This is a genomic window from Haloparvum sedimenti, assembly GCF_001462205.1.
Lineage (GTDB): Archaea > Halobacteriota > Halobacteria > Halobacteriales > Haloferacaceae > Haloparvum > Haloparvum sedimenti.
In genome coordinates this window covers 84,553-105,540 of sequence record NZ_LKIR01000127.1, presented here as the reverse complement: position 1 = coordinate 105,540, position 20,988 = coordinate 84,553, and the positions used below count along the sequence as shown (strand labels likewise).

Annotated in this window: 25 protein-coding genes; 12 read left to right on the top strand and 13 right to left on the bottom strand. The window is 69.2% G+C overall.

Annotated features, from left to right (window positions below; translation table 11 throughout):
• The first annotated feature begins 723 nt into the window (after positions 1-723).
• Both AN233_RS10625 and AN233_RS10620 read left to right on the top strand, forming a co-directional pair.
• Positions 724-1,518: an FKBP-type peptidyl-prolyl cis-trans isomerase gene (locus tag AN233_RS10625; RefSeq protein ID WP_058366758.1), complete on the top strand. Its 795-nt coding sequence runs from the start codon at positions 724-726 to the stop codon at positions 1,516-1,518.
• A gap of 105 nt (positions 1,519-1,623) precedes the next feature.
• Complete coding sequence (locus tag AN233_RS10620) at positions 1,624-1,884, top strand: hypothetical protein (protein ID WP_058366757.1); 261 nt, start codon at positions 1,624-1,626, stop codon at positions 1,882-1,884.
• A gap of 36 nt (positions 1,885-1,920) precedes the next feature.
• On the opposite strand, the gene AN233_RS10615 is transcribed toward AN233_RS10620, so the two are convergent.
• The 3 genes from AN233_RS10615 to AN233_RS10605 form a co-directional block, all read right to left on the bottom strand.
• Positions 1,921-2,538 (bottom strand): RAD55 family ATPase, encoded by a 618-nt coding sequence (locus tag AN233_RS10615; protein WP_058366756.1) that lies wholly within the window; start codon positions 2,536-2,538, stop codon positions 1,921-1,923.
• Positions 2,539-2,692: 154 nt separating this feature from the next.
• Positions 2,693-3,349: a MinD/ParA family ATP-binding protein gene (locus tag AN233_RS10610; RefSeq protein ID WP_058366755.1), complete on the bottom strand. Its 657-nt coding sequence runs from the start codon at positions 3,347-3,349 to the stop codon at positions 2,693-2,695.
• Positions 3,350-3,478: 129 nt separating this feature from the next.
• A complete protein-coding gene (locus AN233_RS10605; RefSeq protein WP_058366754.1) occupies positions 3,479-3,853 on the bottom strand; it encodes a YlbF family regulator in 375 nt (124 codons plus the stop codon).
• Between the two features lie 138 nt (positions 3,854-3,991).
• Between AN233_RS10605 and AN233_RS10600 the strand changes: the two genes are divergently transcribed.
• Entirely contained in the window at positions 3,992-5,269 is a 1,278-nt protein-coding gene (locus AN233_RS10600; RefSeq protein WP_058366753.1) for a hypothetical protein, read from the top strand.
• A 51-nt stretch (positions 5,270-5,320) separates the two neighbouring features.
• Here the strand turns inward: AN233_RS10600 and AN233_RS10595 are convergent, their stop codons facing one another.
• Positions 5,321-5,983 (bottom strand): alpha/beta hydrolase, encoded by a 663-nt coding sequence (locus AN233_RS10595; protein WP_058366752.1) that lies wholly within the window; start codon positions 5,981-5,983, stop codon positions 5,321-5,323.
• Positions 5,984-6,209: 226 nt separating this feature from the next.
• Between AN233_RS10595 and AN233_RS10590 the strand changes: the two genes are divergently transcribed.
• The 3 genes from AN233_RS10590 to AN233_RS10580 all read left to right on the top strand — a co-directional run bounded on the left by AN233_RS10590 (position 6,210) and on the right by AN233_RS10580 (position 8,716).
• On the top strand, positions 6,210-6,725 hold the full coding sequence (locus tag AN233_RS10590; protein WP_058366751.1) for a hypothetical protein: 516 nt from the start codon (positions 6,210-6,212) through the stop codon (positions 6,723-6,725).
• A 174-nt stretch (positions 6,726-6,899) separates the two neighbouring features.
• Positions 6,900-7,943, top strand: a complete 1,044-nt coding sequence (gene dph2 / locus AN233_RS10585) for a diphthamide biosynthesis enzyme Dph2 (RefSeq protein ID WP_058366750.1) — start codon at positions 6,900-6,902, stop codon at positions 7,941-7,943.
• Between the two features lie 152 nt (positions 7,944-8,095).
• Positions 8,096-8,716, top strand: a complete 621-nt coding sequence (locus tag AN233_RS10580) for a hypothetical protein (RefSeq protein ID WP_058366749.1) — start codon at positions 8,096-8,098, stop codon at positions 8,714-8,716.
• Between the two features lie 42 nt (positions 8,717-8,758).
• Here AN233_RS10580 and AN233_RS10575 read toward each other — a convergent pair whose 3' ends face one another.
• Positions 8,759-9,016, bottom strand: a complete 258-nt coding sequence (locus AN233_RS10575) for a DUF5789 family protein (protein WP_058366748.1) — start codon at positions 9,014-9,016, stop codon at positions 8,759-8,761.
• A 191-nt stretch (positions 9,017-9,207) separates the two neighbouring features.
• On the opposite strand from AN233_RS10575, the gene AN233_RS10570 reads away from it, so the two are divergent.
• From AN233_RS10570 to AN233_RS10560, 3 genes are all read left to right on the top strand, one after another.
• Entirely contained in the window at positions 9,208-10,533 is a 1,326-nt protein-coding gene (locus AN233_RS10570; RefSeq protein WP_058366747.1) for an MFS transporter, read from the top strand.
• A 111-nt stretch (positions 10,534-10,644) separates the two neighbouring features.
• Positions 10,645-11,571 (top strand): DNA-3-methyladenine glycosylase family protein, encoded by a 927-nt coding sequence (locus tag AN233_RS10565; protein WP_058366746.1) that lies wholly within the window; start codon positions 10,645-10,647, stop codon positions 11,569-11,571.
• A gap of 105 nt (positions 11,572-11,676) precedes the next feature.
• The gene (locus tag AN233_RS10560) at positions 11,677-12,096 is read left to right on the top strand and encodes a DUF555 domain-containing protein (RefSeq protein ID WP_058366745.1); all 420 of its coding nucleotides are present in this window, start codon (positions 11,677-11,679) and stop codon (positions 12,094-12,096) included.
• Positions 12,097-12,196: 100 nt separating this feature from the next.
• On the opposite strand, the gene AN233_RS10555 is transcribed toward AN233_RS10560, so the two are convergent.
• The gene (locus tag AN233_RS10555; RefSeq protein WP_058366744.1) at positions 12,197-12,430 is read right to left on the bottom strand and encodes a UPF0058 family protein; all 234 of its coding nucleotides are present in this window, start codon (positions 12,428-12,430) and stop codon (positions 12,197-12,199) included.
• Positions 12,431-12,581: 151 nt separating this feature from the next.
• Between AN233_RS10555 and AN233_RS10550 the strand changes: the two genes are divergently transcribed.
• Entirely contained in the window at positions 12,582-12,986 is a 405-nt protein-coding gene (locus AN233_RS10550) for a translation initiation factor IF-2 subunit beta (protein ID WP_058366743.1), read from the top strand.
• 19 nt (positions 12,987-13,005) lie between these two features.
• Here AN233_RS10550 and AN233_RS10545 read toward each other — a convergent pair whose 3' ends face one another.
• From AN233_RS10545 to AN233_RS10535, 3 genes are all read right to left on the bottom strand, one after another.
• Positions 13,006-13,185 carry a DUF7836 family putative zinc-binding protein gene (locus tag AN233_RS10545; protein WP_058366742.1) on the bottom strand — a complete coding sequence of 60 codons (180 nt, stop codon included), beginning with the start codon at positions 13,183-13,185 and terminating at the stop codon, positions 13,006-13,008.
• Between the two features lie 145 nt (positions 13,186-13,330).
• On the bottom strand, positions 13,331-14,368 hold the full coding sequence (locus AN233_RS10540; protein ID WP_058366741.1) for a transcription initiation factor IIB: 1,038 nt from the start codon (positions 14,366-14,368) through the stop codon (positions 13,331-13,333).
• A 281-nt stretch (positions 14,369-14,649) separates the two neighbouring features.
• Complete coding sequence (locus AN233_RS10535; protein ID WP_080508432.1) at positions 14,650-16,689, bottom strand: DUF7282 domain-containing protein; 2,040 nt, start codon at positions 16,687-16,689, stop codon at positions 14,650-14,652.
• Positions 16,690-16,880: 191 nt separating this feature from the next.
• Here AN233_RS10535 and AN233_RS10530 point away from each other — a divergent pair, with 191 nt between their 5' ends.
• A complete protein-coding gene (locus tag AN233_RS10530; protein WP_058366739.1) occupies positions 16,881-17,102 on the top strand; it encodes a hypothetical protein in 222 nt (73 codons plus the stop codon).
• Positions 17,103-17,574: 472 nt separating this feature from the next.
• Here AN233_RS10530 and AN233_RS10525 read toward each other — a convergent pair whose 3' ends face one another.
• The 3 genes from AN233_RS10525 to AN233_RS10515 all read right to left on the bottom strand — a co-directional run bounded on the left by AN233_RS10525 (position 17,575) and on the right by AN233_RS10515 (position 19,342).
• Positions 17,575-17,880, bottom strand: coding sequence for a hypothetical protein (locus tag AN233_RS10525; RefSeq protein ID WP_058366738.1), 306 nt, complete (start codon positions 17,878-17,880; stop codon positions 17,575-17,577).
• A gap of 147 nt (positions 17,881-18,027) precedes the next feature.
• Positions 18,028-18,312 (bottom strand): winged helix-turn-helix domain-containing protein, encoded by a 285-nt coding sequence (locus tag AN233_RS10520; RefSeq protein WP_058366737.1) that lies wholly within the window; start codon positions 18,310-18,312, stop codon positions 18,028-18,030.
• A 73-nt stretch (positions 18,313-18,385) separates the two neighbouring features.
• A complete protein-coding gene (locus AN233_RS10515) occupies positions 18,386-19,342 on the bottom strand; it encodes a mechanosensitive ion channel family protein (protein ID WP_058366736.1) in 957 nt (318 codons plus the stop codon).
• A gap of 135 nt (positions 19,343-19,477) precedes the next feature.
• On the opposite strand from AN233_RS10515, the gene AN233_RS10510 reads away from it, so the two are divergent.
• Positions 19,478-20,677 carry an MFS transporter gene (locus tag AN233_RS10510; RefSeq protein ID WP_058366735.1) on the top strand — a complete coding sequence of 400 codons (1,200 nt, stop codon included), beginning with the start codon at positions 19,478-19,480 and terminating at the stop codon, positions 20,675-20,677.
• 20 nt (positions 20,678-20,697) lie between these two features.
• On the opposite strand, the gene AN233_RS10505 is transcribed toward AN233_RS10510, so the two are convergent.
• Positions 20,698-20,988, bottom strand: a 291-nt coding sequence (locus AN233_RS10505; protein ID WP_125920019.1) for a M20/M25/M40 family metallo-hydrolase, incomplete at its 5' end; no start/stop codon positions are given.

Below are 20,988 nucleotides of genomic sequence, written 5' to 3'. Positions count from 1 at the left end.
GTGTCGCCGCGACCGCGCGAGGGAGGGCTGGACGCGGCCGCGATGCGGTGCGGTTCCGCGGCCGCGTCCAGCCCGAGGCTGGGGAGGCGTGAGGCTGCTGTGCGGTGCGGTTGCGGTGCTGTTGCGGTGCGGTTGCGGTGCTGTTGCGGTGCGGGGTGGGACTGAAAGGGGCAGCCGACTCGGTCCCGCCCGGACGAAGTAAGCACTCGCGGCGGGCGTTGCTGAGAGACGCGAGCGCGCAGCGAGGCCCGGCGGGTCGAGCCGGCTGGGGCTTTCTGGGTGTTGCTGTCCCGATCAGCAGGATCAACAGCAGTTCCAGATCAGTATGAGGGAGAGCCGGCTGGGGCTTTCTGGGTGTTGCTGTCCCGATCAGCAGGATCAACAGCAGTTCCAGATCAGTATGAGGGAGAGCCGGCTGGGGCTTTCTAGGTGATGCTGTCCAGATCAGTAGGAGCTACGACAGAAACAGACCCGTCTCGCGCGGACCCCTCGAAGTAGACTCAAACCTCGCGCACGTCCGGAGCGGAAGTCGAGTATTGAAAAGCGTTCGCCGTCCGGCGAAAGTGGTCTCGCGGAGGAACTTCGTCGCCCGTCCCGGCGCAACCGGCGCGTCCGGGCCGTAGCCTACGCGTTACAGCCGTAACCCCCACGTCATGCGTGGCAGACACACCCATTCCGCGCGGAACCGTGCTTCTTAAGGGTGAAACGGCTGTTGTTCAGCGCATGAGCGACCAAGAGCAGGCCGACGCGGCCGACGACGCCGAAGAGGCCGAGAGCGAGGAAGCGACGGAAGAAGAGACCGGCGGCCTGCAGGACGGCGACTTCGTGCGCATCGCCTACACGATCCGCACGGTCGACGACGGACAGGTCATCGACACCACCGACGAGGCGTTCGGCGAGTTCGACGAGGAGGAGGTCAAGACGGTCAAGGCCGACAAGATCCCCGAGGACGACCGCTACCCCGGCGCACAGGTCCAGATCGACGGCGAGCAGGGGCGGCTCGAGACCATCATCGGCGGCCGCGCCCGCGTCGACTTCAACCACCCGCTCGCGGGCGAGGACCTCGAGTACGAGTACGAGATCCTCGAGGAGGTCGACGACCGCGAGGAGCAGGCGGCCGGCATGCTCGGCATGTACCTCCAGGAGGCCCCCGAGGTCCGCATCGAGACGGTCACCGAGGAGGAGGAGGTCACCGTCGAGTCCGACGACGAGGACGGCGAGCCCGAGACCGAGACGCAGGAGGTCGAGAACGAGGTGCTGTACATCGAGGCCACGCCGCAGATGACGATGAACCAGCAGTGGATGTTCTCGAAACAGCAGATCGCGCAGGACCTCATGCAGCGGCTCGACCTCGACAAGGTCATCGTCGAGGAGGTCATCGACGGCGGCGGCATGGGCGGTCTCGGCGGCATGATGGGCGGCATGGGCGGCGGCGCCGGCGGCGCCGACATCGAAGAGGCCCTCGAGGAGGCCGACGTGGACGCCGACGAACTCGTCGAAGAGCTCGACGAGGAGTAACCCCGCGGTCGCGAGGGCGTGACCCGGACTCCCGGTCGCGGCCCTCGCCCGCACCGCTCGACGCGAACCGAGTTTTTTGAACGTCTGCACGCCCTAGCCGCGGGCATGGAACTCGACCGCGCCCGTGAGGACGTGTTCGTCGCCGTCGCCGCCGCGCTCGGCACCGTCGCCGTGACGCTCGCGGTGCGGTTCGGTGGTCTCCCGGATCCCGGCTTCCTCCTCAGGCTCGCGCCGCTTTTCGTCTACTTTCTGTACCTGTTCACGCGGTCCGGACTGCCGGACCTGCCGTACGACACGGCTCGCAACTGGGGGCTGGCGGCCGTTCTCGTCGCACTCGCAACGCTGGGCTACGCGCTAACGCTGTGAGGCGGTCGACGCCGGGAGAAGGGGGAGATGACCGCGTCAGGCGATGTCTCGGCTGGTGTCGATCCGGACGCTCTCCTCGAGGTTCAGCTTCATCGGCTCGTCCAGCGAGCCGCCGCCGCGGAACTTCGGGATCGCGAGGCGGTTGATCACCTCGGTCGGCGTCACCTCCGTCTGGAGGTCGAACACGACATCGGCGACGTGTTGGGTGATGTCGCGGTTGTTCGCCACCTCTTCGCCCTTCAGGGCGTGGAGATAGGCGATGCCGCCGGTGTTGACCATGTGCGTCTGGAGCTCGTTGAGAAACCGCCGGTAGCGGGAGGGTTCGCTTCGCTCCAGCGGGTCGACGGGGTCGAGGATCAGGTTGGCGCCGTCGGGCAGCGTCGACACCAGCCCGTTCGCCTGGTCGAGCGCGGTCGCCCCCTCGAGTTCGCGGATCGTCGGCGCGTCCGCGCCCGTCCGCTTGAACCCGTCGCGGACCGCGCTCTCGGACCGGACGCTCGTGAGGTAAAGCGTTCCGCGTTCGGCAGCTAGCTCCGAGAGGAACAGCTCGGACTGGCTCGCCGGCTCCGCACAGAAGGCCACGACGGTCCCGGCCGGAAGCCCGCCGCCGAGGCGGCGGTCGAGAACGGAGATCCCGGTCGGGAGTCTGTTCATGGGCCTCACAAGGACTTCCAGCGTTAATTGTCTATCGGGAGCCAAAGTCAGACATCCGTCGGACAAGCCCCGAGAACCGGGCGAGCGACCGATCGTCACGAGCGGCCGATCGGTCGCGACCGCCCCGGATCGATCGCCGCTGATCGATCGCCGGTCAGTCGAGCGCCGTCGCAGCCTCGGCGTACGCCGCCCGCGGATCGGATCGATCGAGAACGGGCGCTGGAACGGGTGGAACGGCGGTCAGTGTCGGACAGCCGAGGAGGTCGGCGACCCCGGGGGGCCGCTTCCGAGCGCGGACGAGCACCGTCCCGACCGGCGGCGCATCGAGCGCGCGGGCGAGCGCCGCGGTCTTGACCGTATCCCGCAGCGCAGGCGCGGAGAGGGGCGTCACCAGTACCGACGCGTCCGCGCTCCGGAGCGGCGCCGCAGCGTCCGGTGCGGCCCCGGCTGGGCAGTCGAGCAGCACCGGGTCGTCGCCGCCGAGGCGGTCCGCGCGCGTGAACACGGCGGCCGGGTCCGGATCGACAGAGGGGCGAGGAGCCGGAACGACCCGCACCGAGCGGGTCGCCTCGGTCGGGGGCGGTGCGTCATCGCCCCCTGGAACCGCGAGGGGGAATTCTCGCGGCACGGCGTTCGCGGCCGCCGTGAGCGCCGCCGCAGTCGGATCGCGGTCGACGCCCGCGAGCGCGTGCAGGTTCGGGAGATCCCAGTCGGCGTCGACGACGGTCGGAGTCCCCGGCAGTGCCGCCGCCAGCCCGAGCGCGGTCGTCGTCTTGCCGGCGCCGCCCTTCCCGCCTGCGATGGCGATCATGGGCGGTGTGGCGCGCTATCGGACAAAAGAGTCGGGACCGGAAGCGGGCGGAGAGGCGAGACGAGCCTGGAAAAGCGAGAGGAGAAGCGGCGCACCGGGTCGACCGGCGCGCCGAGCGGCGAGCGTCGGTCAGTCCTGACAGCAGCCGCCGGCCTGGCCGCCGAAGTCAACATCGAGCGGCGCGGAGATCGCCTCGTTGACCGTCTCCAGCGTTTCGTCGAGCTCCTCTTGCGCCTCGAGGAACTCGCTCATGACCGGCATGGAGTGGAGCTCCTCCTGTGCGCTCTGGACCTCGTGGAGGTCGGACTGGGTGGCCTGTCCGCTGCCGCGAGCGGCCATGAACTCCTCGCGGAGGCGCTCGAACTCCTCGATCTGCGCCTGCACTTCCTCGTCGCGCTGGACCGCCTCGCGGGCTTCCTCGAAGCGCTGGTACTCCGACGTCTTCGCGATGCGTTCGCCCAGTTCGCGACCGAGGTCCTCGATAGTCACCTGTTCCGCGCTCATACGTTCGGGTTCGGCCGCGATCCGTTTGAAGGTGCCGAAAGGGGGCGGTGCGGCCGGGGTCCGGCCGTCGTGGCCGGCGTTCTATGGCGGTGGCTCCGTCGGCGAAACGCTTGTGTCCCGTCGAGCCAACCGTGTACCGTGCCACCAGTCCCCGCGGACACGTTCGCGCGGCGGTTCCGACGCCTCTCCGCGAGCGAACGCCGACGCTTCCTCGCGGCGCTGTGGGCGGCACGCGGGTACGACACGGAGGTCGAGGAGAACGGCGTCGTGCGGGCGACGGCGGGCGCGCGCACCGTCCGCGTCGATGTCGCAGGGGTACTGTCGCCGCCGTCCCCCGAAGCGGACGCCGTCGTCGGGACTCGATCGCTGGATCGACTCCGGCGGCGCGCGAGGGAGGCGGACGCCGAGTTCTTCGGACCCACCGACCTGCGCGACATGCTGTGCTTCGGCGTCGACCGAGAGGAGGGGATTCGGATCGGCGAGGAGTGCCTCGGGCTCGACCCGTGGGTCGAACCTGATCCGGCGACGGAGGTGGAGAAATCGGTCCCACGCCGCGTCGCGGTCGTCGCGGTGCTGCTGCTCGCGGCGGCGACGTTGCTCGCGGTGTCCGGCGTGGGCGTTCCACTCCTCGACGACGCAGGCGACGGCGGGGCGGAGTTCGGAACGCCGGACCCGGCCGGGGAGACATCCGTCACTGCAACCGCCACATCCGGGGAAAGCAGCGTCTCGGGAGAACCGCCGAACGCGAGCCTCTACTCGCCGGGGCTGAACGCGTCGGGAGTGTCGAGCGTTTCGACGGTCGTCGGGACGCACCTCTACCGGACACAGGAAGCGTCGCGGAACCTTTCAATGACGTACGTCGGTCCGGCCGAGGACCCCCTGCTCGCCGGCGTCGTCCGGCACGAGTCATCGGCGTCGATCCACACCGCGGAGCGGTTTCTGCTGTCGGCGCGCAGCTACGAGACGAACGGCGAGAACGCGACGCCGACGCGCACGGACGCGTGGGCCGACGGCGAACGCGTTCACCGGTTGACGAACGGAACCGCCGCGGAGCGGCGCTACGGGACGCGACCGCTCGGCGAGTACTCACTCGTCGACGCCTACGAGTCGTTCGTCGTCGACCGCCTCCGCGAGCTGCTGACGGCCGAGGAGACGACGGTCAGCACGTCGAGCGACAGCGAGAACTCGCTCGTCATCGTGACCGGAACCGGGGCCCCGCACGGCCTCGCCGCCAACGCGACCGACTACCGCGCCACCGCCTTTCTCACGCCGCAGGGGCGGCTCGTTCGCCTGACCGTGAGGTACGTCCACGCGCCGACCGGCGACGAGGTTCGAGTCGACGTGGCGTACAGCGACTTTGGCACCGTGTCCCCGCCACGCGAGCCCGACTGGGTGACCGAGCCGCGGTGGGAGTGACACCGGCACCGACCGCACCGTATCGGTCCACCGGTAGCGGCCACACCGAAATCAGTAGTGCTCCTCGACGAACGCGACCAGGTCGGCGAGCTCGTCCGGGCCGATGCCGTGGCCGGCCTGATACGTCTCGAAGGTCACGCTCGCCCCGGCCTCGCGGAGTCGATCCGCGGCCGCCTCGGCGCGCGTGACGGGAATGACGCGGTCGCCCTCGCCGGCGCCGACGAACACCGGTGTCCCCTCGATGTCGTCCGGATCGAGGTCCGCGTGGCTGTCCGCGAGGTACCCGTGGAGCGCCGCGACCCACCGGTATCGGCCGGGGTTCTCCAACAGGAGGCTCATGCTGGTGATCGCGCCCTGACTGAACCCGAGCAGTCCGAGGCGGCCGGGATCGAGGTCGAACGCCTCGACCGCCGCGTCGACGCTCTCGGCCACCAGGTCGAGGCTCCGTCGGAACTGCTCGGCGTGGGGCTGGCTCTCGTGGAGTCCGCCGCCCGAGAGGTCGAGTTCGTACCACGTGTATCCGCCCTGCAGGCGGTCGGGCGCGCGGAGGCTCACGACGTGCATGTCGTCGGGGAGTTCGCGCGCCACCGGAAGCAGGTCCTCCTCGTCCGCACCGCGGCCATGTAACACGAAGACGGCCGGGGCGTTCGCGGGCGCGTCGTCCGGCGCGACGTGGATGTGGGTCAGCGGGATCTCCGCATCGGTCTCGCTCATGGGCCCCGTTCGAACGCACGGGGCATGTCGGTGTCGCTCGCGGAAACGCCCTGGTGCCGCTCGCGGAACGCCGTTCACCGCGGTTCGGACTCCATCTCGTGTCGACCACGAATCTGTTCGGGATCGGTTTTTCAGGGGGCGTAACCGCCGCAAAAACGGTTCGAACGGACCGAACGAACCGCAACGGTCGGCCCGCTTGAAGTGGTGTGCGCGCGCCGTCCGCAGCATGGAGTGGGACGGAGCGGTCGTCGTGGCGGTGGGGAACGAGCGGACGCGCCGGCGCATCGAGGCCGCGCTGTCGGACCGCGAGGTCGAGGTCCGCGATCCGACCGAGTGGTCGGTGACCGACGAGCGCGCGCGGCCGGGCGTCGCCGTGGTCGAGGCGGACGCCGCGCCGCAGTGCGACGACCGGGACGGCCGCGACGACACGGACGACGCGGTGATGGTGGTGACCCGCGGGACGGCCGACGACCGATGCCGGACGCTTTCCCGCCCCGTCGGTCCCGACGCGGTTCGCGCAGCCGTCGATCGTGCGGCGCGGCGCGTGGCTTACGCCGAAGGGCTCGACGCGTTGACGACCGCCGCGACGAGCCCGGCACGGACGGGAGACGACGCCGCGAGGTCCCCGGGTCCGTCGGCCGCGTTCGCCCCCACCGCATCCCGGCTCGACGAGGTCCTCGCGGAGTTCGACCACGAGGACTTCGTGGCCGCGTTCCGAACCGCGGTCGGCGAAGCCCACTGAACGGCGGGGGCTCGCGACGCGGCGAGACCGAATCGTGGCGTGGATCGACCGCGGGGCCGAGTACGTCGGATCTCCGACCGCGGTCCGAGAGAACGTCTGTCCGAGGGCGTGAGGCGGTCGCACGGCGGCGCACGGAGCGCGCTACTTAACCGTCGCGGGTCGCAAGTCGAGGGCATGAGCGGTGGGTCCACGGACGGCGATCTCACGAAGACGGGGATGGCCCTGAAACACGACCGAGAATGGGACTACGAACTCGAGCGCATCCTCGAGGAGATCGACGAGCGCGACGCCACGAAGGTCGGGCTCCAGTTCCCCGAGGGGCTCAAGCGCCGCGGCCCGAAGGTGGCCGACGACCTGCGCGAGCTGGCGCCCGACGACGTGACGTTCATGCTGTCGGGCCAGCCCTGCTACGGCGCTTGCGACCTCGACACCTACCTGATGCGGCGGACCGACGTGTTCGTCCACTTCGGCCACACGCCGATGAAGGAGTCGGACAAGATCATCTACGTCCCCCTGTTCTCCAACGTCGACCCCTTCTCGATCATGGAGGAGTCCCTCGAGGAGCTCGCGGACCCCGACGACGACCCCGACGTGGGCCTCGTGACGACGGCCCAGCACATGAACCGGTTCGAGGAGATGACGGAGTGGCTGGAGGAGCGCGGCTACGAGGTCCACACCCGGCGCGGCGACGACCGCCTCACGAAGGAGGGGCAGGTGCTCGGCTGCAACTACGCCTCCGCGGACATCGACGCCGACCAGGTCCTGTACGTCGGCGGCGGGAAGTTCCACCCACTCGGACTGGCGATGGAGCACCCCGACAAGACCGTCGTCATCGCGGACCCGGTCAACAACGTCGTGAAGATCGCGGACCACGAGAAGTTCCTCAAGCAGCGCTACGGCGCGGTCCACCGCGCGATGGACGCCGAGAAGTGGGGCGTCATCTTCTGTACCAAGATCGGGCAGGGGCGCTGGGAGCAGGCCAAGGAGATCGTCGACAACAACGACGACGCGTACCTGATCACGATGGACGAGGTGACGCCCGACCGCCTGCGCAACTTCGACATGGACGCGTTCGTCAACACCGGCTGTCCGCGGATCACCACCGACGACGGCCCGCGGTTCCACAAGCCGATGTTGACCCCCGGCGAGTACGAGGCCGCGGTCGGTAAGCGCCCCCTCGACGAGATCGAGTTCGACACCTTCCACGGCACCTGGTAGGTGGGCTGGCGGCGGGCTCGGTCCGCTAAGGGACTTTTCTGCCTCGCTGAGGTTTTTCTGTCCCACTGAGGAGTGATCACTGTCCCGTCCTTTCGTGAACCTCGTCACACCAGAGGAGAACTTTGAAGAATGGGGTGTGAGAGATACCTGACATGGTCCCCACCTCCATACTGATGGACCTCCCGGTCGCCGCAGCCGCGGTGCTGGGACAGACACAGCCGCCGACAGGACCCACCTCGCCGACGGCGGGGCTCGAGTGGCACGTCCGACTGGCGATCAACTTCGTCGTCACGTTCGTCGTGAGCCTGATCGTCGCGGGTCTCGTGTACGGTATCAGCCCCGGCTTCACCGAGGACGGCGTCCGCGACGTCCGCGAGGACCCGGTCGGAACGTTCCTGACCGGTCTTCTCGCCAACGTCGTCATCATCGTCGCGATGATTCTGCTGGCGATCACCGTGATCGGCCTGCTGCTGGTGATCCCCGGAGTCTTCGTGCTGTTCTTCCTCGGAGTCGCCGGCAACGCGGTCGGCGTCATCGCGCTCGGCGCCGCGTTGACCGCGAACGGAAGCGGCGTCGGCGACGTTGGCAAGTCGATCCTCGTCGGGGCGCTGACGCTCGCGGTCATCGGCGCGATTCCGGTGCTCGGCGGGATCTTCTCGTTCCTCGTCCACACCGCCGGCTTCGGCTACGTGATCGACTACCTGCTGGAGCGCCGCCGCGAGCGAAAGGGCGGGAGCAGTGCGTCGTCCGGACCGCCGAGCACCGGCATCTGAAGCGGGACTCCCCCCACTACTTCCCCCGGCGTTTTGCGACGCTCAGGCGTCGCCGTCGGACTGGCCCGGCTCGCCGACCGCCTCGATCGGAAGGACGTTCTGGAGCGCGTCGAACAGGTCGTTCGGGTCGTCGAACGCGTCCGGGTTCGTTTTGTCGACGAGTTTCCCGAGGTTCGCTTGCCCGTCCGCGTAGGTGAGCGTTACCTCGTGAAGCTCGACCGCCGCGTCGTCTCGGTGGACGGGGTACGACAGCTCCGCGAGTCGGTCCTGCACTCTGCTGAGCTTGACTGTTTCTCCCATGATCGTCTGTTTGACACCCCGCCACTTAGCTTCGCTGCCGCCCAAGGGGTCCGAGAACCGTCGGGCGCGTGACCGGCGTCTCGTTCATGTCTTGTTCGCGTCTCGTTCGTGTCTCGTTCTCCGGGGACCGAAGGCCGCCGGCTCCGCCGGCTTCAGAAGGGCCTTTAGGCGACCCCTCGAAGGAGGCGTAGATGGGCCTCCCGCTGCCGTCCTTCATCACCGACACCGACCGGCGCGTGATCGTTCTCGCGCTGGCGCGGATGGTCGGCGCGGTGGGCAACTCCTTCCTGATCGTCGTGCTGCCGCTGTACATCGCCAGCGAGGCGGTCGACGTCGAGGCGCTGCTCGGGACGACGGTCGGAACGGGGGCGCTCTCGGTCACCCTGACCGAACCGCTGCTGATCGGCGTCGTGCTCTCGCTGTTCGGGTTCCTCAACAGCCTCTCGCAGCCGTTCACGGGGCGCCTCTCCGACCGCATGGGGCGCCGCAAGCCGTTCATCCTCGCGGGGATCGCGCTCCTGGGCACCGCGAGCGGGCTGTACGTGCTCGCGTCGAACTACTACGCGCTCGTCGTCCTGCGCGCGCTGCAGGGGCTCGGCGCGGCGCTCACCATTCCCGCGACGGTCGCGCTCGTCAACGAGTACGCCGCCTCCGCGAACGAGCGGGGCGGCAACTTCGGCGTGTTCAACACGTTCCGGCTGATCGGCTTCGGCTTCGGGCCGGTGCTCGCGGGCGGGGTCGTCTCCGCGGGCCCGTACGACCTCGGCGTCGTGGGCATCGACCTCGTCGTCTCGGGCTTTAACGCCGCCTTCGTCGCGGCGTGTGCGGGCGCGTACCTCTCGTTCGGCCTCGTCGCGCTGCTGGTCAACGACGCCGCCAGCTCCGCCGAGGCGGCCGGCGACGACCTCTCGGTCCGGATCCGAGGCGAGGGGCAACTGCTCGACCCCGTGTTCGCGCTCGGGTTGGCGACGATCGCGATGGGGATCTGCATCGCGCTGTACGCCACGCTGCAGGTGCAGGTGAACGCCCGTCTCGACCAGGCGCCGGTGTGGTTCGGCGCGCAGTTCGCGGCCGTCACCATTTCGAACGTCCTCCTGCAGGTGCCGGTGGGCCGCGCCGCCGACCGAATCGGGCGACGGCCGTTCCTCCTCGCGGGCTTCGCGCTACTGATCCCCTCGACGCTCTTGCAGGGGATCGTCCTCTCGCCGGCCGGGATGATGGCCGTCCGGCTCGTACAGGGCGTCGCGGTCGCGTTCGTCTTCGCCCCCTCGCTGGCGCTGGCGGGCGACCTCGCGCGCGAGGGCGAGTCCGGCTCCACGCTGTCGATCCTCACGATGGGATTCGGTTTCGGCGTCGCGCTCGGCCCGCTCGTGTCCGGGTTTCTCGTCACCGAGTCGTTCCTGGCGCCGTTCGCGCTCGGTGCGGTCCTGGCGGTGGTCGCGCTCGCCGCGGTCGTGACTCAGGTCGAGGAGACGCTGGATACGGACGGCTCCGAGAGCGATTCGGTAGGTGCATAACCGGAGGCAGGGGAGAGGCACCCCGAAATCGGTACCGTAGATGTCGACGCGCGGGCCCCGACCACGCCGGCATCGAAACCCGGATGGGGGCGGCACGCCTCCAGAGCATAAATGGAACGCAGCGCCATCGACATCGCCGACCTCGACGGGGCGTTCGACCTCCAGTCGACGGTCGAGAGCGGACAGAGCTACCTGTGGGACCGCGCCGACGGCGGGATGTACGAGCGGACGGCCGCCCACGGCGGCGACCACTGGTACGAGACCGTCGTGCCGCCGATCGACGGCGTGACCGACGAGCGCGCGGTCGTCCGCGTTCGGGAGGTCGGCGGGCCGCGGGAGGGAACCCTCGAGTGGGAGTCGACGGTCGACGCGGTGCCCCTGTTGACGCACCTGCTCAGGCTCGACGACGACCTCGACGCGATCCTCGAGGAGACGCCGGATCTCCCCCTTCTGAGACGGGCGTACGACGCCTACGAGGGGATGCGGCTCGTCCGCGACCCGGCGTTCCCGTGTCTGATCTCGTTCATCTGCTCGGCGCAGATGCGCGTCGAGCGGATCCACGGCATGCAGCGCGCGCTGGCTGAGGCGTACGGCGATCCGGTGGCGCTCGACGGGGAGACGTACGAGGCCTTCCCGACCCCGGAGCAGTTGGCTGCGCCCGGCGAGGCCGCCCTCCGCGATCTCTCGCTCGGCTATCGCGCGCCGTACGTCGAGCGGACGGCAGAGATGGTGGCGACCGGAGAGGCGGACCCAAGCGAGGCGGCCGGGCTGCCCTACGAGGAGGCCCGCGAGTCGCTCACCCGGTTCGTCGGCGTCGGCGACAAGGTGGCCGACTGCGTGTTGCTCTTCTCGCTCGGCTACCTCGAGGCGGTGCCGCTCGACACGTGGATCCGGTCGGTCATCGCGGACCACTATCCCGACTGCGACCGCGGCTCCTACGACGAGACCTCGCGAGCGATCCGGCAGCAGTTCGGCGGCGAGTACGCGGGCTATGCGCAGACGTACGTGTTTCACCATCTCCGGTCGGGTGGGGAGTAGCCGGCTGGAGGGAGGAGAAGGACATCCGGGTGAGATGAGGGCCGGGCAGGATGAGAGGGCCGGGGGCGAACCTTCATGCCCACGGGTGCGGTAGCACACCACACAATGGACCGTCGCGTGGTCGTCGAGGCTGCCGTCCCCGTCTACGACGTGGAGACCCCCGAGGAGGCGGTACGCATCGCCATCTCGAAGACGGGCGAGATGCTGAACCCCGACCTCAACTACGTCGAGATCGAGATGGGGTCGCGGAGCGCGCCGGACGGTGAGTCGCTGCCGCCCGCCTTTATCGCGGCCGACGAGGCGCTCGTCGCGCTGGAACTGGAGATGACGGTGTTCAACGTCGACCGCGACGAGCACGCGAGCCGGATCGCGCGCAAGGAGATCGGCCAGCGCCTCCGGGACATCCCGCTGAAGGTTCTCCGAGTCGAGACCGTCGACGACACGGACGCGAGCGAGTCCGCGCAGGCTCCCGCGGACGAGGCGGAGGACGATGCGGAGGACCGTGCGGCAAACGGGGACGAGTGAGAACTCGGCGGACGAAGCAGGCGGTCTCCGGGCCGCGTCGGTCGCGCGCGGACGCGTCGCTATGCGGTGTGAGTATCGCCGAGGAGTGTCCTCGAAGTGTTCAGTCGGCCGTCGGGGCCAGCGGTTCGGACTCCGCGTCTCCCATCGGTGCCGTGATTCCCTTCGCGAGTTTGAAAACAGCCGCCTTGTGGTCGGTCTTCGATTTGTGGATGGATGTCGGCTTGACGCCCATCGTCTCGTACTCCTCGAGCGCGAGGTCCTCGTCCCAATCCTCACACTGCTGTCGTACCTCGGCAAGAAGACCGTGAAGGTGAATGAGTTCCTGCTTCTTCATGAGCAACCTCGAATAACGACCGGAGGGTTATATTACTATCCTGAGAACCGTTATCATGCATTGCCCTCAAGAACCCCGATATCCGCCGCGAACGGAGGTTTCCGTCCGGTAGCCATGAACGCTTAACCGCTTCCGGACGCATCCTTCCGGTATGGAGTACGACGATCAACTCGACCGCGCGCTGGAGGAGACGCCGGACATCGACCAGCAGGCGAGTCGGTTCGAGATACCGGACCCGGAGGTCCGGTCGGAGGGACACGAGACGGTCTTCGAGAACTTTCAGGACGTGGTCAACCGACTGGACAGGAACGAGGACCACGTCCTCCAGTACCTGCAGGGAGAACTGGGAACGAGCGCCTCGATCGACGAGAAGGGGCGCGCCCGGCTCACCGGCGACTTCCGCCGGAGCCGCATGGCGGACACCGTCGAGGAGTACGCCGAAGCGTACGTCTTCTGTCCGGAGTGCGGACTCCCGGACACGCGACTCGAGACGCAGCAGGGCGCGAAGGTCATCAAGTGCGAAGCCTGCGGCGCGATCTCGCCCACCGGCGAGTGAGCGGCCGCGAACGACCGCGTTACTGGAACTCGCGGACGACTTCGAGGTCGCGCTCCGTCCGCATGAACTGCGTGAGGCGACGGGTCGCGTGACAGTCGGGGCAGCTGAAGTTTTTCTGTAGATCGGGGAGATCCGTCGGCGTCTCCTCCCAGTCCTTCTCGCATTCGGGACACAGTAGACGGACAAACGCTTCGACCATACCGTCCACTCTCGGGGGCGGAGTAAAAGAAGGTGTGGCCGATTCCGATCGGGGAGCGGCCGTGCTGGTCACGTCGGCCGGGCTGCCGTGCTGGTCACGTCGGCCGAGTGGCGGTAACGGGCCACCTCGCCGGGGCGGGGGCGCTTCAGACGAGGTCCGAATGGCCGGCGTCAAGCAGTTCCTTGTACCGGTTTCGGATCGTGACCTCGGAGATGTCCGCGACCGCGCTCACCTCGCTCTGGGTCACCTTCTCGTTCGCGAGCAAAGCGGCCGCGTACACCGCGGCGGCGGCGAGCCCCACCGGCGACTTGCCGCTCGTGACCCCGGCGTCGGCCGCGGTTCGGAGCAGCTCTCGCGCGGTCCGCTCGACCTCCTCGGAGCAGCCGAGCCGCGAGGCGAACCGCGGGACGTAGCTCTCGGGGTCGGCGGGCTTGACCTCCAGCTTGAGCTCGCGGATCACGTAGCGGTACGTCCGGGTCAGCTCGGTCTTGTCGACGCGCGCGACCGCGGTGAACTCGTCGAGGCTCCGCGGGGTGCCGACCTGTCGCGCGGCCGCGTACAGCGCCGCGGTCGCGACGCCCTCGATGGACCGGCCCGGCAGGAGATTCTCGTCGAGCGCGCGGCGGTAGATGACCGCGGCGGTCTCGCGGACCGTCTCGGGGAGGCCGAGCGCGGAGGCCATGCGGTCGATCTCGCCGAGCGCCTGCTTGAGGTTGCGCTCCTTCGAGTCGCGGGTGCGGAACCGCTCGTTCCACGTCCGCAGGCGCTGCATCTGGCGGCGCTTCTCGGGCGAGAGCGCCTTCCCGTAGCTGTCCCGGTCGCTCCAGCCGATGTTCGTCGAGAGCCCGTTGTCGTGCATCATGTTCGTCGTCGGCGCCCCGACGCGGGACTTGCTGTCGCGCTCGCCGGCGTCGAACGCACGCCACTCCGGTCCGCGATCGACGGACTCCTCTTCGACGACGAGCCCGCAGTCGGTACAGACGGTCTCGCCGTGCTCGGTGTCGCTCGCCAGCCGACCGTCGCACTCGGGACAGCTGAGCGTCGCCTCGGCGGACGCTTCCGACTCCCGCTCACCGGCGCTCGCACGCTCGTCGGCTCGGGTTCGCTCCGTTTCGGTCCCGCCCCTCGCGGCGCGGTCTCGTTCGCTGCTGCTGGTGAATTCGCGGGTTTCTGTTTCTGTCATTGTGGCTCCGGATCGAACGCCGGCGAAGAAATCGTCGGCCGAGACGTCTCGATTGCTATCCTCTTGTAAGCGTCGCCAGTATATATTTCTATCGCAAACCTGTAGAAGTCGAAAGACGACTCAAGTCGTCGAAGACAGCTTCTTTCTGTGGTTTTCATCGGGTTTTGAGTTCCTCTTGTTCATCGGGTCGCCGAGCGATCTCCACACACGAGAACTTAAATAGATGTCGTCGAGAGGGCCGGGGCGGGGCGCAGCGGAGACGAGAGGCGCCGGACGCGGATTCAGTCCCGGCGGACCGCGACGAGCGCGGCGGCCAGGAGCGCGACCAGCGCGACCGCGACGCCGAAGCCGGGCGCGTCGTCGCCCGTTTCGTTCATCGTCTCGGTCTCGGCGTCCATCATCTCGGTCGCTTCGGTCATATCCTCCGTCTCCTCGTCGGTCGTCTCGTCGCCGCCGTCCATGCCGCCCGCGACGGAGGCGTCCGCGGTGACCATGACGGGGCCGCCGGCCGCGACGTAGGGGCCGTCGTCGGCGCCCTCCGAGGTGAGGAAGTCGTAGGTCTCATCGCCGTCGGTGTCGCGGTGGGCCATCGCGAAGACGGTGTCGTCCTCGGTCAGGGGGTCGTCGAGCGCGATCTCCACGTCCTCGTGCGTGCCGGGGCCGAGGTACTCCGAGGTGCCGCGAACGGAGTCGAGGACCGCGCCGTCGGCCAGCGTGGAGTCGTGGACCGTCACGAAGCCGCCGTCGTGGAGCGTCACCTCATCGACGACGATCGTCTCCCCGTCGGTCTCCTGCGCGCTCGTGGCGACGAACGCCGTGACCTGCGCGGTGCCGGCGTCCATCACGATGTCGCCGTTCGCGGTGTAGGGACCGTCATCCTCGCCCTCCGAGTCGGGGAAGTCGTAGGCCTCGTTGTCGTTCGTGTCCTGGTGCGCCATCGCGAACAGCTGGCTGGTGTCGCGGACCGGCTCGTCCAGGGTCACCTCGACATCCTCGTGGACGCCGGGCTCGAGGTACTCGCTCGTACCGCGGATCGACTCGAAGACCGCGCCGCCACCGAGGCTGGCGTCGTGAACCGTCACGAAGCCGCCCTCGCTCAGGTCGACGCGGTCGACGGTGACCGTGTAACCGTCCGCGCTCCCGCCCTCGTACTGGACGGCCGCGGAGACGGTCACGTTCCCGTCGTCCATCGCGGGATTCTGGTCGTCGTTCGTGTACGGGCCGTCATCCTCGCCTTCGCTGTCGGGGAAGTCGTAGGCCTCGTTGTCGTTCGTGTCCTGGTGGGCCATCGCGAAGACCGAGTCGTCCTCGGTCAGCGGGTCGTCCAGCGTGACGACAATGTCGCGATGGATGCCGGGCTCGAGGTACTCGCTCGTGCCGCGGATCGAGTCGAAGACGGCGCCGTCGCCGAGCGAAGAGTCGTGCGCCGTGACGAAGCCGCCCTCGGGGAGGTAGACCTCCTCGACGACGACCGCGTTCCCGCCGGAGGCCTGCGCGTCGAACTGGACGTACGCCTCGTCGCTCAGCTCGACCTGCGCGCTGTCGAGGACCGCCTCACCGTCGGCGGTGAAGGGGCCGTCCTCCTCGCCGTCGGTGCTCGGGAAGTCGTACTGCTGGTTGTCGTTCGTGTCGCGGTGCGCCATCGGGACGAGCGTGTCGTCGTTCTCCAGCGGCTCGTCGATCTGGACGCGTACGTCCTCGTGAACGCCGGCTTCGAGGTACTCGCTCGTGCCGCGGATGGAGTCGAAGGTGGCGCCGTCGAGCAGGCTGGAGTCGTGAACCGTCACGAAGCCGCCCTCGCTCAACTCGACGCGGTCGACGATGACGTACTCGCCCTCGGAGACCTGCTCGCTGAAGGAGACCGACGCGGAGACGGTCACGTTCGCGTCGTCCATGACGATGTCGCCGTCCGTCGTGTAGGGGCCGTCGACCTCGCCGTTCGAGGAGACGAAGGTGTACTGGCGGTCGTCGTCGGTGTCCTGGTGGGCCATCGCGTGGAACGTGCCGTCGTCCACCTCGTCGGTGAGCTCCACGGTGACGTTCTCGTGCGTGCCGGCCTCGAGGTACTGGCTCGTGCCGACGACGCTGCCGAGGACATTCCCGTCCGCGAGCGAGGCGTCGTGGATCGTCACGAAGCCGCCCTCCGGCAGGGTCACCTCGTCGACGACGACGGTCGACCCGCCGCTCGTCTGCTCGGAGAAGGTCACGCTCGCCTGGTGGTCTGACGCGGACGCCGCCGCGGCGGCCGCCCCGGCCGGGCCGGCTATCGCCGACACGACCATCGCTACTACCAACGTCACTGTGAGTGCGCGTTTGCGCATACTCGGTCCGAACACGGATACTTAAAAGAGGATTTTCCGAACTCCGGCCGGACTCTCACCCAAATTCGTTCCCAAAGCGGCCCGTGTCCCGGGGTTTGTGAATCCGGACGGCCGGCTCAGCCTGGACTTCGGCTTGCGTCACCAGTGCACGGCCGCGAAACGCTTTGGCCGCGATCGCGCGTACGCGAGGTATGTCCACCACCGTCGCCACCCCCGACGCGGACGAGGCGTGCGCCTACTGCGGGTCGCGGATCTTCGACCACGACCCGATCTGCGTCCGCGACTGCGAGGCGGACTGCGGTTCCCCGACCTACTTCTGTCACTACGCCTGCCTCTCGGCCCACGTCGACGCGGAGAACCTGACCGCGGGCGACGCCTGCGAGTGGTCGCCGGACGGCGACGGCTGTTGCTGATAATCGAGATCGAACGCCCTCTGCTCAGTGTGCGACGTTTCGTAACTGCTGCTGATCCGGCTGATCGGGACGCTAACATCCAGAAAGTCCCACCCCGCGCCGCGACCGCACCGCAACCGCACAGCAGCCTCGTCCCTCCCCAACCTCGCCGGCGGCGCGGCCGCGAGACCGCAACGCACCGCAATGCGGCCGCGCCGCCGCCTCCCTCGCGCGGTCGCGGCGACACGCAAGCGCTCGCCGCGGCGCGCGCCAACCGCACAGCACCGCGACCGCACGCCGAGTGAACGTTTTTCGCGGATCAGGCGCGACTCCCGCCGTGAGTGCACGCGATCGCGCCGGGCGCGGCGCATCGTCCCGTCGGTCGTCGAGGCCGATGTCGCAGGCGTCGGCTGTACGTCATCGATGGGCCTGGCGCTACCCGAAGATGGTCCACAAAAAACCACCTCCTCGCCAGTTCTCGAAAAACGCGCCCTCAGTCCCAGGTGATCCAGACGAGGAATCCGAGCGCGGCCGTCTCCAGCACGTGGAGCGCCATCATCGCGCGCCACGCGATGGCGGGCACGTCGGTCGCGAACCAGCCGGAGAGCGTCGGGTCGACGAGGTAGATGTACAGCGAGAGGGCGTTCTCCGCCAGCAGCAGGAGGGCGAACACCGCGAGTCCCAGCGTGTGCTTCGTGCGGAACTCGAGGTAGTTGCGTCCCCACACCGCGATCAGCGCGAGGAGCAGGAGGACGTTGACGCCGGCCGCGACCCGGGCGACGTCGAACCAGAGACTCATCGTACCCTCCCTAGCGGAACGGTGGTTAAAACGACTTTCCCAAATTCGCCCCGAGTACCGCCCGAAACGGGAGCGTCGGCTCGTGCGGCCGCGGAATAGCTCGCGTTCGTCCCCGTCCCGTCCGTCCGTAGGGTGTCGGTACCGCCCTCAGTCATCCGCGTCCACCTGTTCCATGATGTCCTCGATGGTCTCCCAGTTGTTGCGCGCACGGCCCGTCGGGAGGTAGACGGCGCCGTAGTCGTCCCCGCTCGTCTCGACCACACCGTTTTCCATCAGCACGTCGAGGTGGTGTCTGACGGTCTTGTAGTCGAGATCGAGGTCCTCGGCCAGCTGGTTCGCGTTCCGCCGACGCTCCTCGAGCGCCCGCAACAGGCGCACGCGGTTCGGCCCGCCGCGCGTACCCGTCAACACGTACCAGAGCACCCCCTCCATCGTCACGGTCGACGGCCCGCCGTCACCTAACTCCATCGACGGACGTGGCGTACCGAGGGGGACCCCGCGACGGTCACCGGTTCCGGCTCACCGGGAACGCCACGCGGTCGGGGTGGTCGTTGAACCGCTCGAGCACCCGCTCGTACAGCCGGTTCTTGACGCGCTGGCCGCGCCGGGGGTGAGTGAGGTACCGCAGCCGGAGCTCGACCCACGACTCTCCCTGCGTCACGTTGACCGAGGGGCCGTCGTGGACCTCCAACTCGACCGGCGTGTCCGCGAGCGCCTCGCGGTAGGCGGCGATGCCGCGGGCCATCTCCTCGCCGAGCAGGTCCGTCGCCTCCTCGCGCATGACCTCGCGCGCGAAGTCCAGATCCGTCTCGTAGGCCACCTGCACCGCGATCTCGTTCCAGACGTACGGGGAGCCGCCCCCGCCGAAGTTGACCACCTCCGAGGAGAGCACCACGCTGTTGGGGACCGTCACCACGCGGCCGGAGGGTTGGTTCGAGGAGACGAGTTCGCCGTTTATCTCCCACAGCGTGGTGACGAGGAAGTCCACCTCGATCACGTCGCCCTTCGCCTCGCCGATCCGGACGCGGTCGCCGACGCCGTACGGCTGCTTGACGGTGATGTACACCCACGCGATCAGCGACAGCAGGGGCTGCTGGAGCGCGAAGGTGATCGCGAACCCGACGACTCCGAGCGAGAAGAGGAGGCCGAGCCACTGCTGGGTCGCGACCGCGAGGACGCCGACCGCACCGACGGTGCCGAAGACGAGGCGCAACACGTTCCGCGCGTTGTGCGCGCGGCGCTTGTTCCCGGAGGACCGCGCGAGCCCGAGCGCGAGTCGGTAGGCGCCGTAACAGACCAGCACCACCGCGGAGGCGAGCAGGACCTTGGCGAGGGCCACGTCGAGGTCGTACCCGCCGAGCGCGGGCAGGGTCGCCGCGGGCGCGGCCGTGGTGACGACGCCGGCCGCGAGCGCGCACAGCGCGCCGACGGCCACGGACCCGACGGGAACGAGGCGGTTCACGGTTCGGTCGTTCCGGGGCAGCGACAAAACCGTTGCGTCGCCGGTGGCCCGTCCCGCCGTTTCCGGGCGGCCGGTGATGGCGCACACCGTGCCGCCACCGGGAGACTTTCGACGGGGGGCGGCCAACGCCCCGCCGTGAACGACCGGACACGCGCGCTGGTCGTCGCCTGCGTCGCCGTGTTCCTGCCGGTGCTGGTGTGGTACAACTACTCGGCGGTGCTCCCGACGGTCTCCGCGGACTGGGGGCTCACCGGCGCGCAGGCGGGGATCGTCTTCGGCGCGTTCCAGGCCGGCTACCTCGTCGGAATCCTCCCGTTCGGCCGCCTTGCGGACGCCTCCTCCCCGCGGTACGTCCTCGCGGGCGGTGCGGCCGGGACCGCCGTCTTCGGCGTCGCGTTCGGCCTGCTCGCGGAGGGGTTCCTCGCGGGCACCGCACTCCGGTTCCTGGCCGGTGTCTGCATGTCCGCCGTCTACGTGCCGGGGATGCGCCTGCTCAGCGACTGGTTCCCCGCCGCGGAGCGCGGCCGCGCCATCGGTATCTACGTCGGGACCTTCTCGCTGTCCAGCGGTGTCTCCTTCGTGCTCACCTCGCGGGTCGCCGCCGCGGCCGGGTGGGAGACCGCGGTCGTCGCCACCAGCCTCGGCGGCCTTCTCGTTGCGCCGCTCGTCGTCTGGCTCCTCGACGACGCCCCCGGACGCTCGGCGACGAGCCGCGGGATCGACCTCTCGCTGCTCCGGAATCGCGAGTACCTCCACGCCGTCAACGCCTACGCGTGGCACACCTGGGAGCTGTTCGGCGTCCGCAACTGGCTACTGGCCTTTCTACTGGCGGCGCCCGCGTTCGCCTCGGGCGGGGCCTCGTCGTCGCTGGCCGGCCTGCTCGTCGGCGTCGTCACGGCCATGAGCGCGGTCGGGAACGTCGTCGGCGGCGCGCTCTCGGACCGGATCGGTCGCCCGACGACGGTGGGGATCGGCCTGCTCGGCAGCACCGCGATCCTCGTCGCGCTCGGCTGGCTCGACTGGCTCCCGCTGTGGGCGCTCGCGGCGGTGCTCCTGGTCCACGGGACGCTCCTCAGCGTCGACAGCGCGCCCGCCTCGACGCTCGTCACCGAGGCGGTCGACGACGAGCAGGTGGGCGCGGCGCTGTCGCTGCAGTCGTTCGTCGGCTTCCTCCCCTCCGTCGCCTCGCCGGTCGTCTTCGGGGCCGCGCTCGACGCCGGCGGCTTCGTCCTCGCGTGGCCGACGCTCGCGGTCGCGGGCCCGCTCGGCCTCGCGTCAGTGGTCGCGCTCCGGCGGCGCGCGCGTCGCCGATCCCCGGCGTCCGGTTCGGCGTAGGCCGGGACCGCGTCCTCGGCTCACTCCGCGCCGGCGACTTCCGCCATCGCGCCCGCCAGCACGCGCGTCGCGTCCGCGCAGTCGTCCCAGTCGGTCCACTCGCGAGGGTTGTGCGAGACGCCGTCCCGCGAGGGCGCGAACAGCAGCGACGCGTCCGTGACGCCCGCGACGTGCATCGTGTCGTGGGCCGCGCCCGAGTGGATGTCCATCGTCTCCAGCCCCGCGGCGGCCCCCGCCCGGTGAGCCGCCTCGCGGAGCCGGTCGCTCATCGGCGTCGGATGGAGGTCAAACGGGCGCTCGAAGGCGGTCTC

What these genes read in the sequence shown, in the direction of transcription:
- AN233_RS10625 (WP_058366758.1), top strand. Translation starts at nt 724, where the DNA reads ATGAGCGACCAAGAGCAGGCCGACGCGGCCGACGACGCCGAAGAGGCC.
- AN233_RS10620 (WP_058366757.1), top strand. Translation starts at nt 1,624, where the DNA reads ATGGAACTCGACCGCGCCCGTGAGGACGTGTTCGTCGCCGTCGCCGCC.
- AN233_RS10615 (WP_058366756.1), bottom strand. Translation starts at nt 2,538, where the DNA reads ATGAACAGACTCCCGACCGGGATCTCCGTTCTCGACCGCCGCCTCGGC.
- AN233_RS10610 (WP_058366755.1), bottom strand. Translation starts at nt 3,349, where the DNA reads ATGATCGCCATCGCAGGCGGGAAGGGCGGCGCCGGCAAGACGACGACC.
- AN233_RS10605 (WP_058366754.1), bottom strand. Translation starts at nt 3,853, where the DNA reads ATGAGCGCGGAACAGGTGACTATCGAGGACCTCGGTCGCGAACTGGGC.
- AN233_RS10595 (WP_058366752.1), bottom strand. Translation starts at nt 5,983, where the DNA reads ATGAGCGAGACCGATGCGGAGATCCCGCTGACCCACATCCACGTCGCG.
- AN233_RS10590 (WP_058366751.1), top strand. Translation starts at nt 6,210, where the DNA reads ATGGAGTGGGACGGAGCGGTCGTCGTGGCGGTGGGGAACGAGCGGACG.
- dph2 (WP_058366750.1), top strand. Translation starts at nt 6,900, where the DNA reads ATGAGCGGTGGGTCCACGGACGGCGATCTCACGAAGACGGGGATGGCC.
- AN233_RS10580 (WP_058366749.1), top strand. Translation starts at nt 8,096, where the DNA reads ATGGTCCCCACCTCCATACTGATGGACCTCCCGGTCGCCGCAGCCGCG.
- AN233_RS10575 (WP_058366748.1), bottom strand. Translation starts at nt 9,016, where the DNA reads ATGGGAGAAACAGTCAAGCTCAGCAGAGTGCAGGACCGACTCGCGGAG.
- AN233_RS10570 (WP_058366747.1), top strand. Translation starts at nt 9,208, where the DNA reads ATGGGCCTCCCGCTGCCGTCCTTCATCACCGACACCGACCGGCGCGTG.
- AN233_RS10565 (WP_058366746.1), top strand. Translation starts at nt 10,645, where the DNA reads ATGGAACGCAGCGCCATCGACATCGCCGACCTCGACGGGGCGTTCGAC.
- AN233_RS10560 (WP_058366745.1), top strand. Translation starts at nt 11,677, where the DNA reads ATGGACCGTCGCGTGGTCGTCGAGGCTGCCGTCCCCGTCTACGACGTG.
- AN233_RS10555 (WP_058366744.1), bottom strand. Translation starts at nt 12,430, where the DNA reads ATGAAGAAGCAGGAACTCATTCACCTTCACGGTCTTCTTGCCGAGGTA.
- AN233_RS10550 (WP_058366743.1), top strand. Translation starts at nt 12,582, where the DNA reads ATGGAGTACGACGATCAACTCGACCGCGCGCTGGAGGAGACGCCGGAC.
- AN233_RS10545 (WP_058366742.1), bottom strand. Translation starts at nt 13,185, where the DNA reads ATGGTCGAAGCGTTTGTCCGTCTACTGTGTCCCGAATGCGAGAAGGAC.
- AN233_RS10540 (WP_058366741.1), bottom strand. Translation starts at nt 14,368, where the DNA reads ATGACAGAAACAGAAACCCGCGAATTCACCAGCAGCAGCGAACGAGAC.
- AN233_RS10535 (WP_080508432.1), bottom strand. Translation starts at nt 16,689, where the DNA reads ATGCGCAAACGCGCACTCACAGTGACGTTGGTAGTAGCGATGGTCGTG.
- AN233_RS10530 (WP_058366739.1), top strand. Translation starts at nt 16,881, where the DNA reads ATGTCCACCACCGTCGCCACCCCCGACGCGGACGAGGCGTGCGCCTAC.
- AN233_RS10525 (WP_058366738.1), bottom strand. Translation starts at nt 17,880, where the DNA reads ATGAGTCTCTGGTTCGACGTCGCCCGGGTCGCGGCCGGCGTCAACGTC.
- AN233_RS10520 (WP_058366737.1), bottom strand. Translation starts at nt 18,312, where the DNA reads ATGGAGGGGGTGCTCTGGTACGTGTTGACGGGTACGCGCGGCGGGCCG.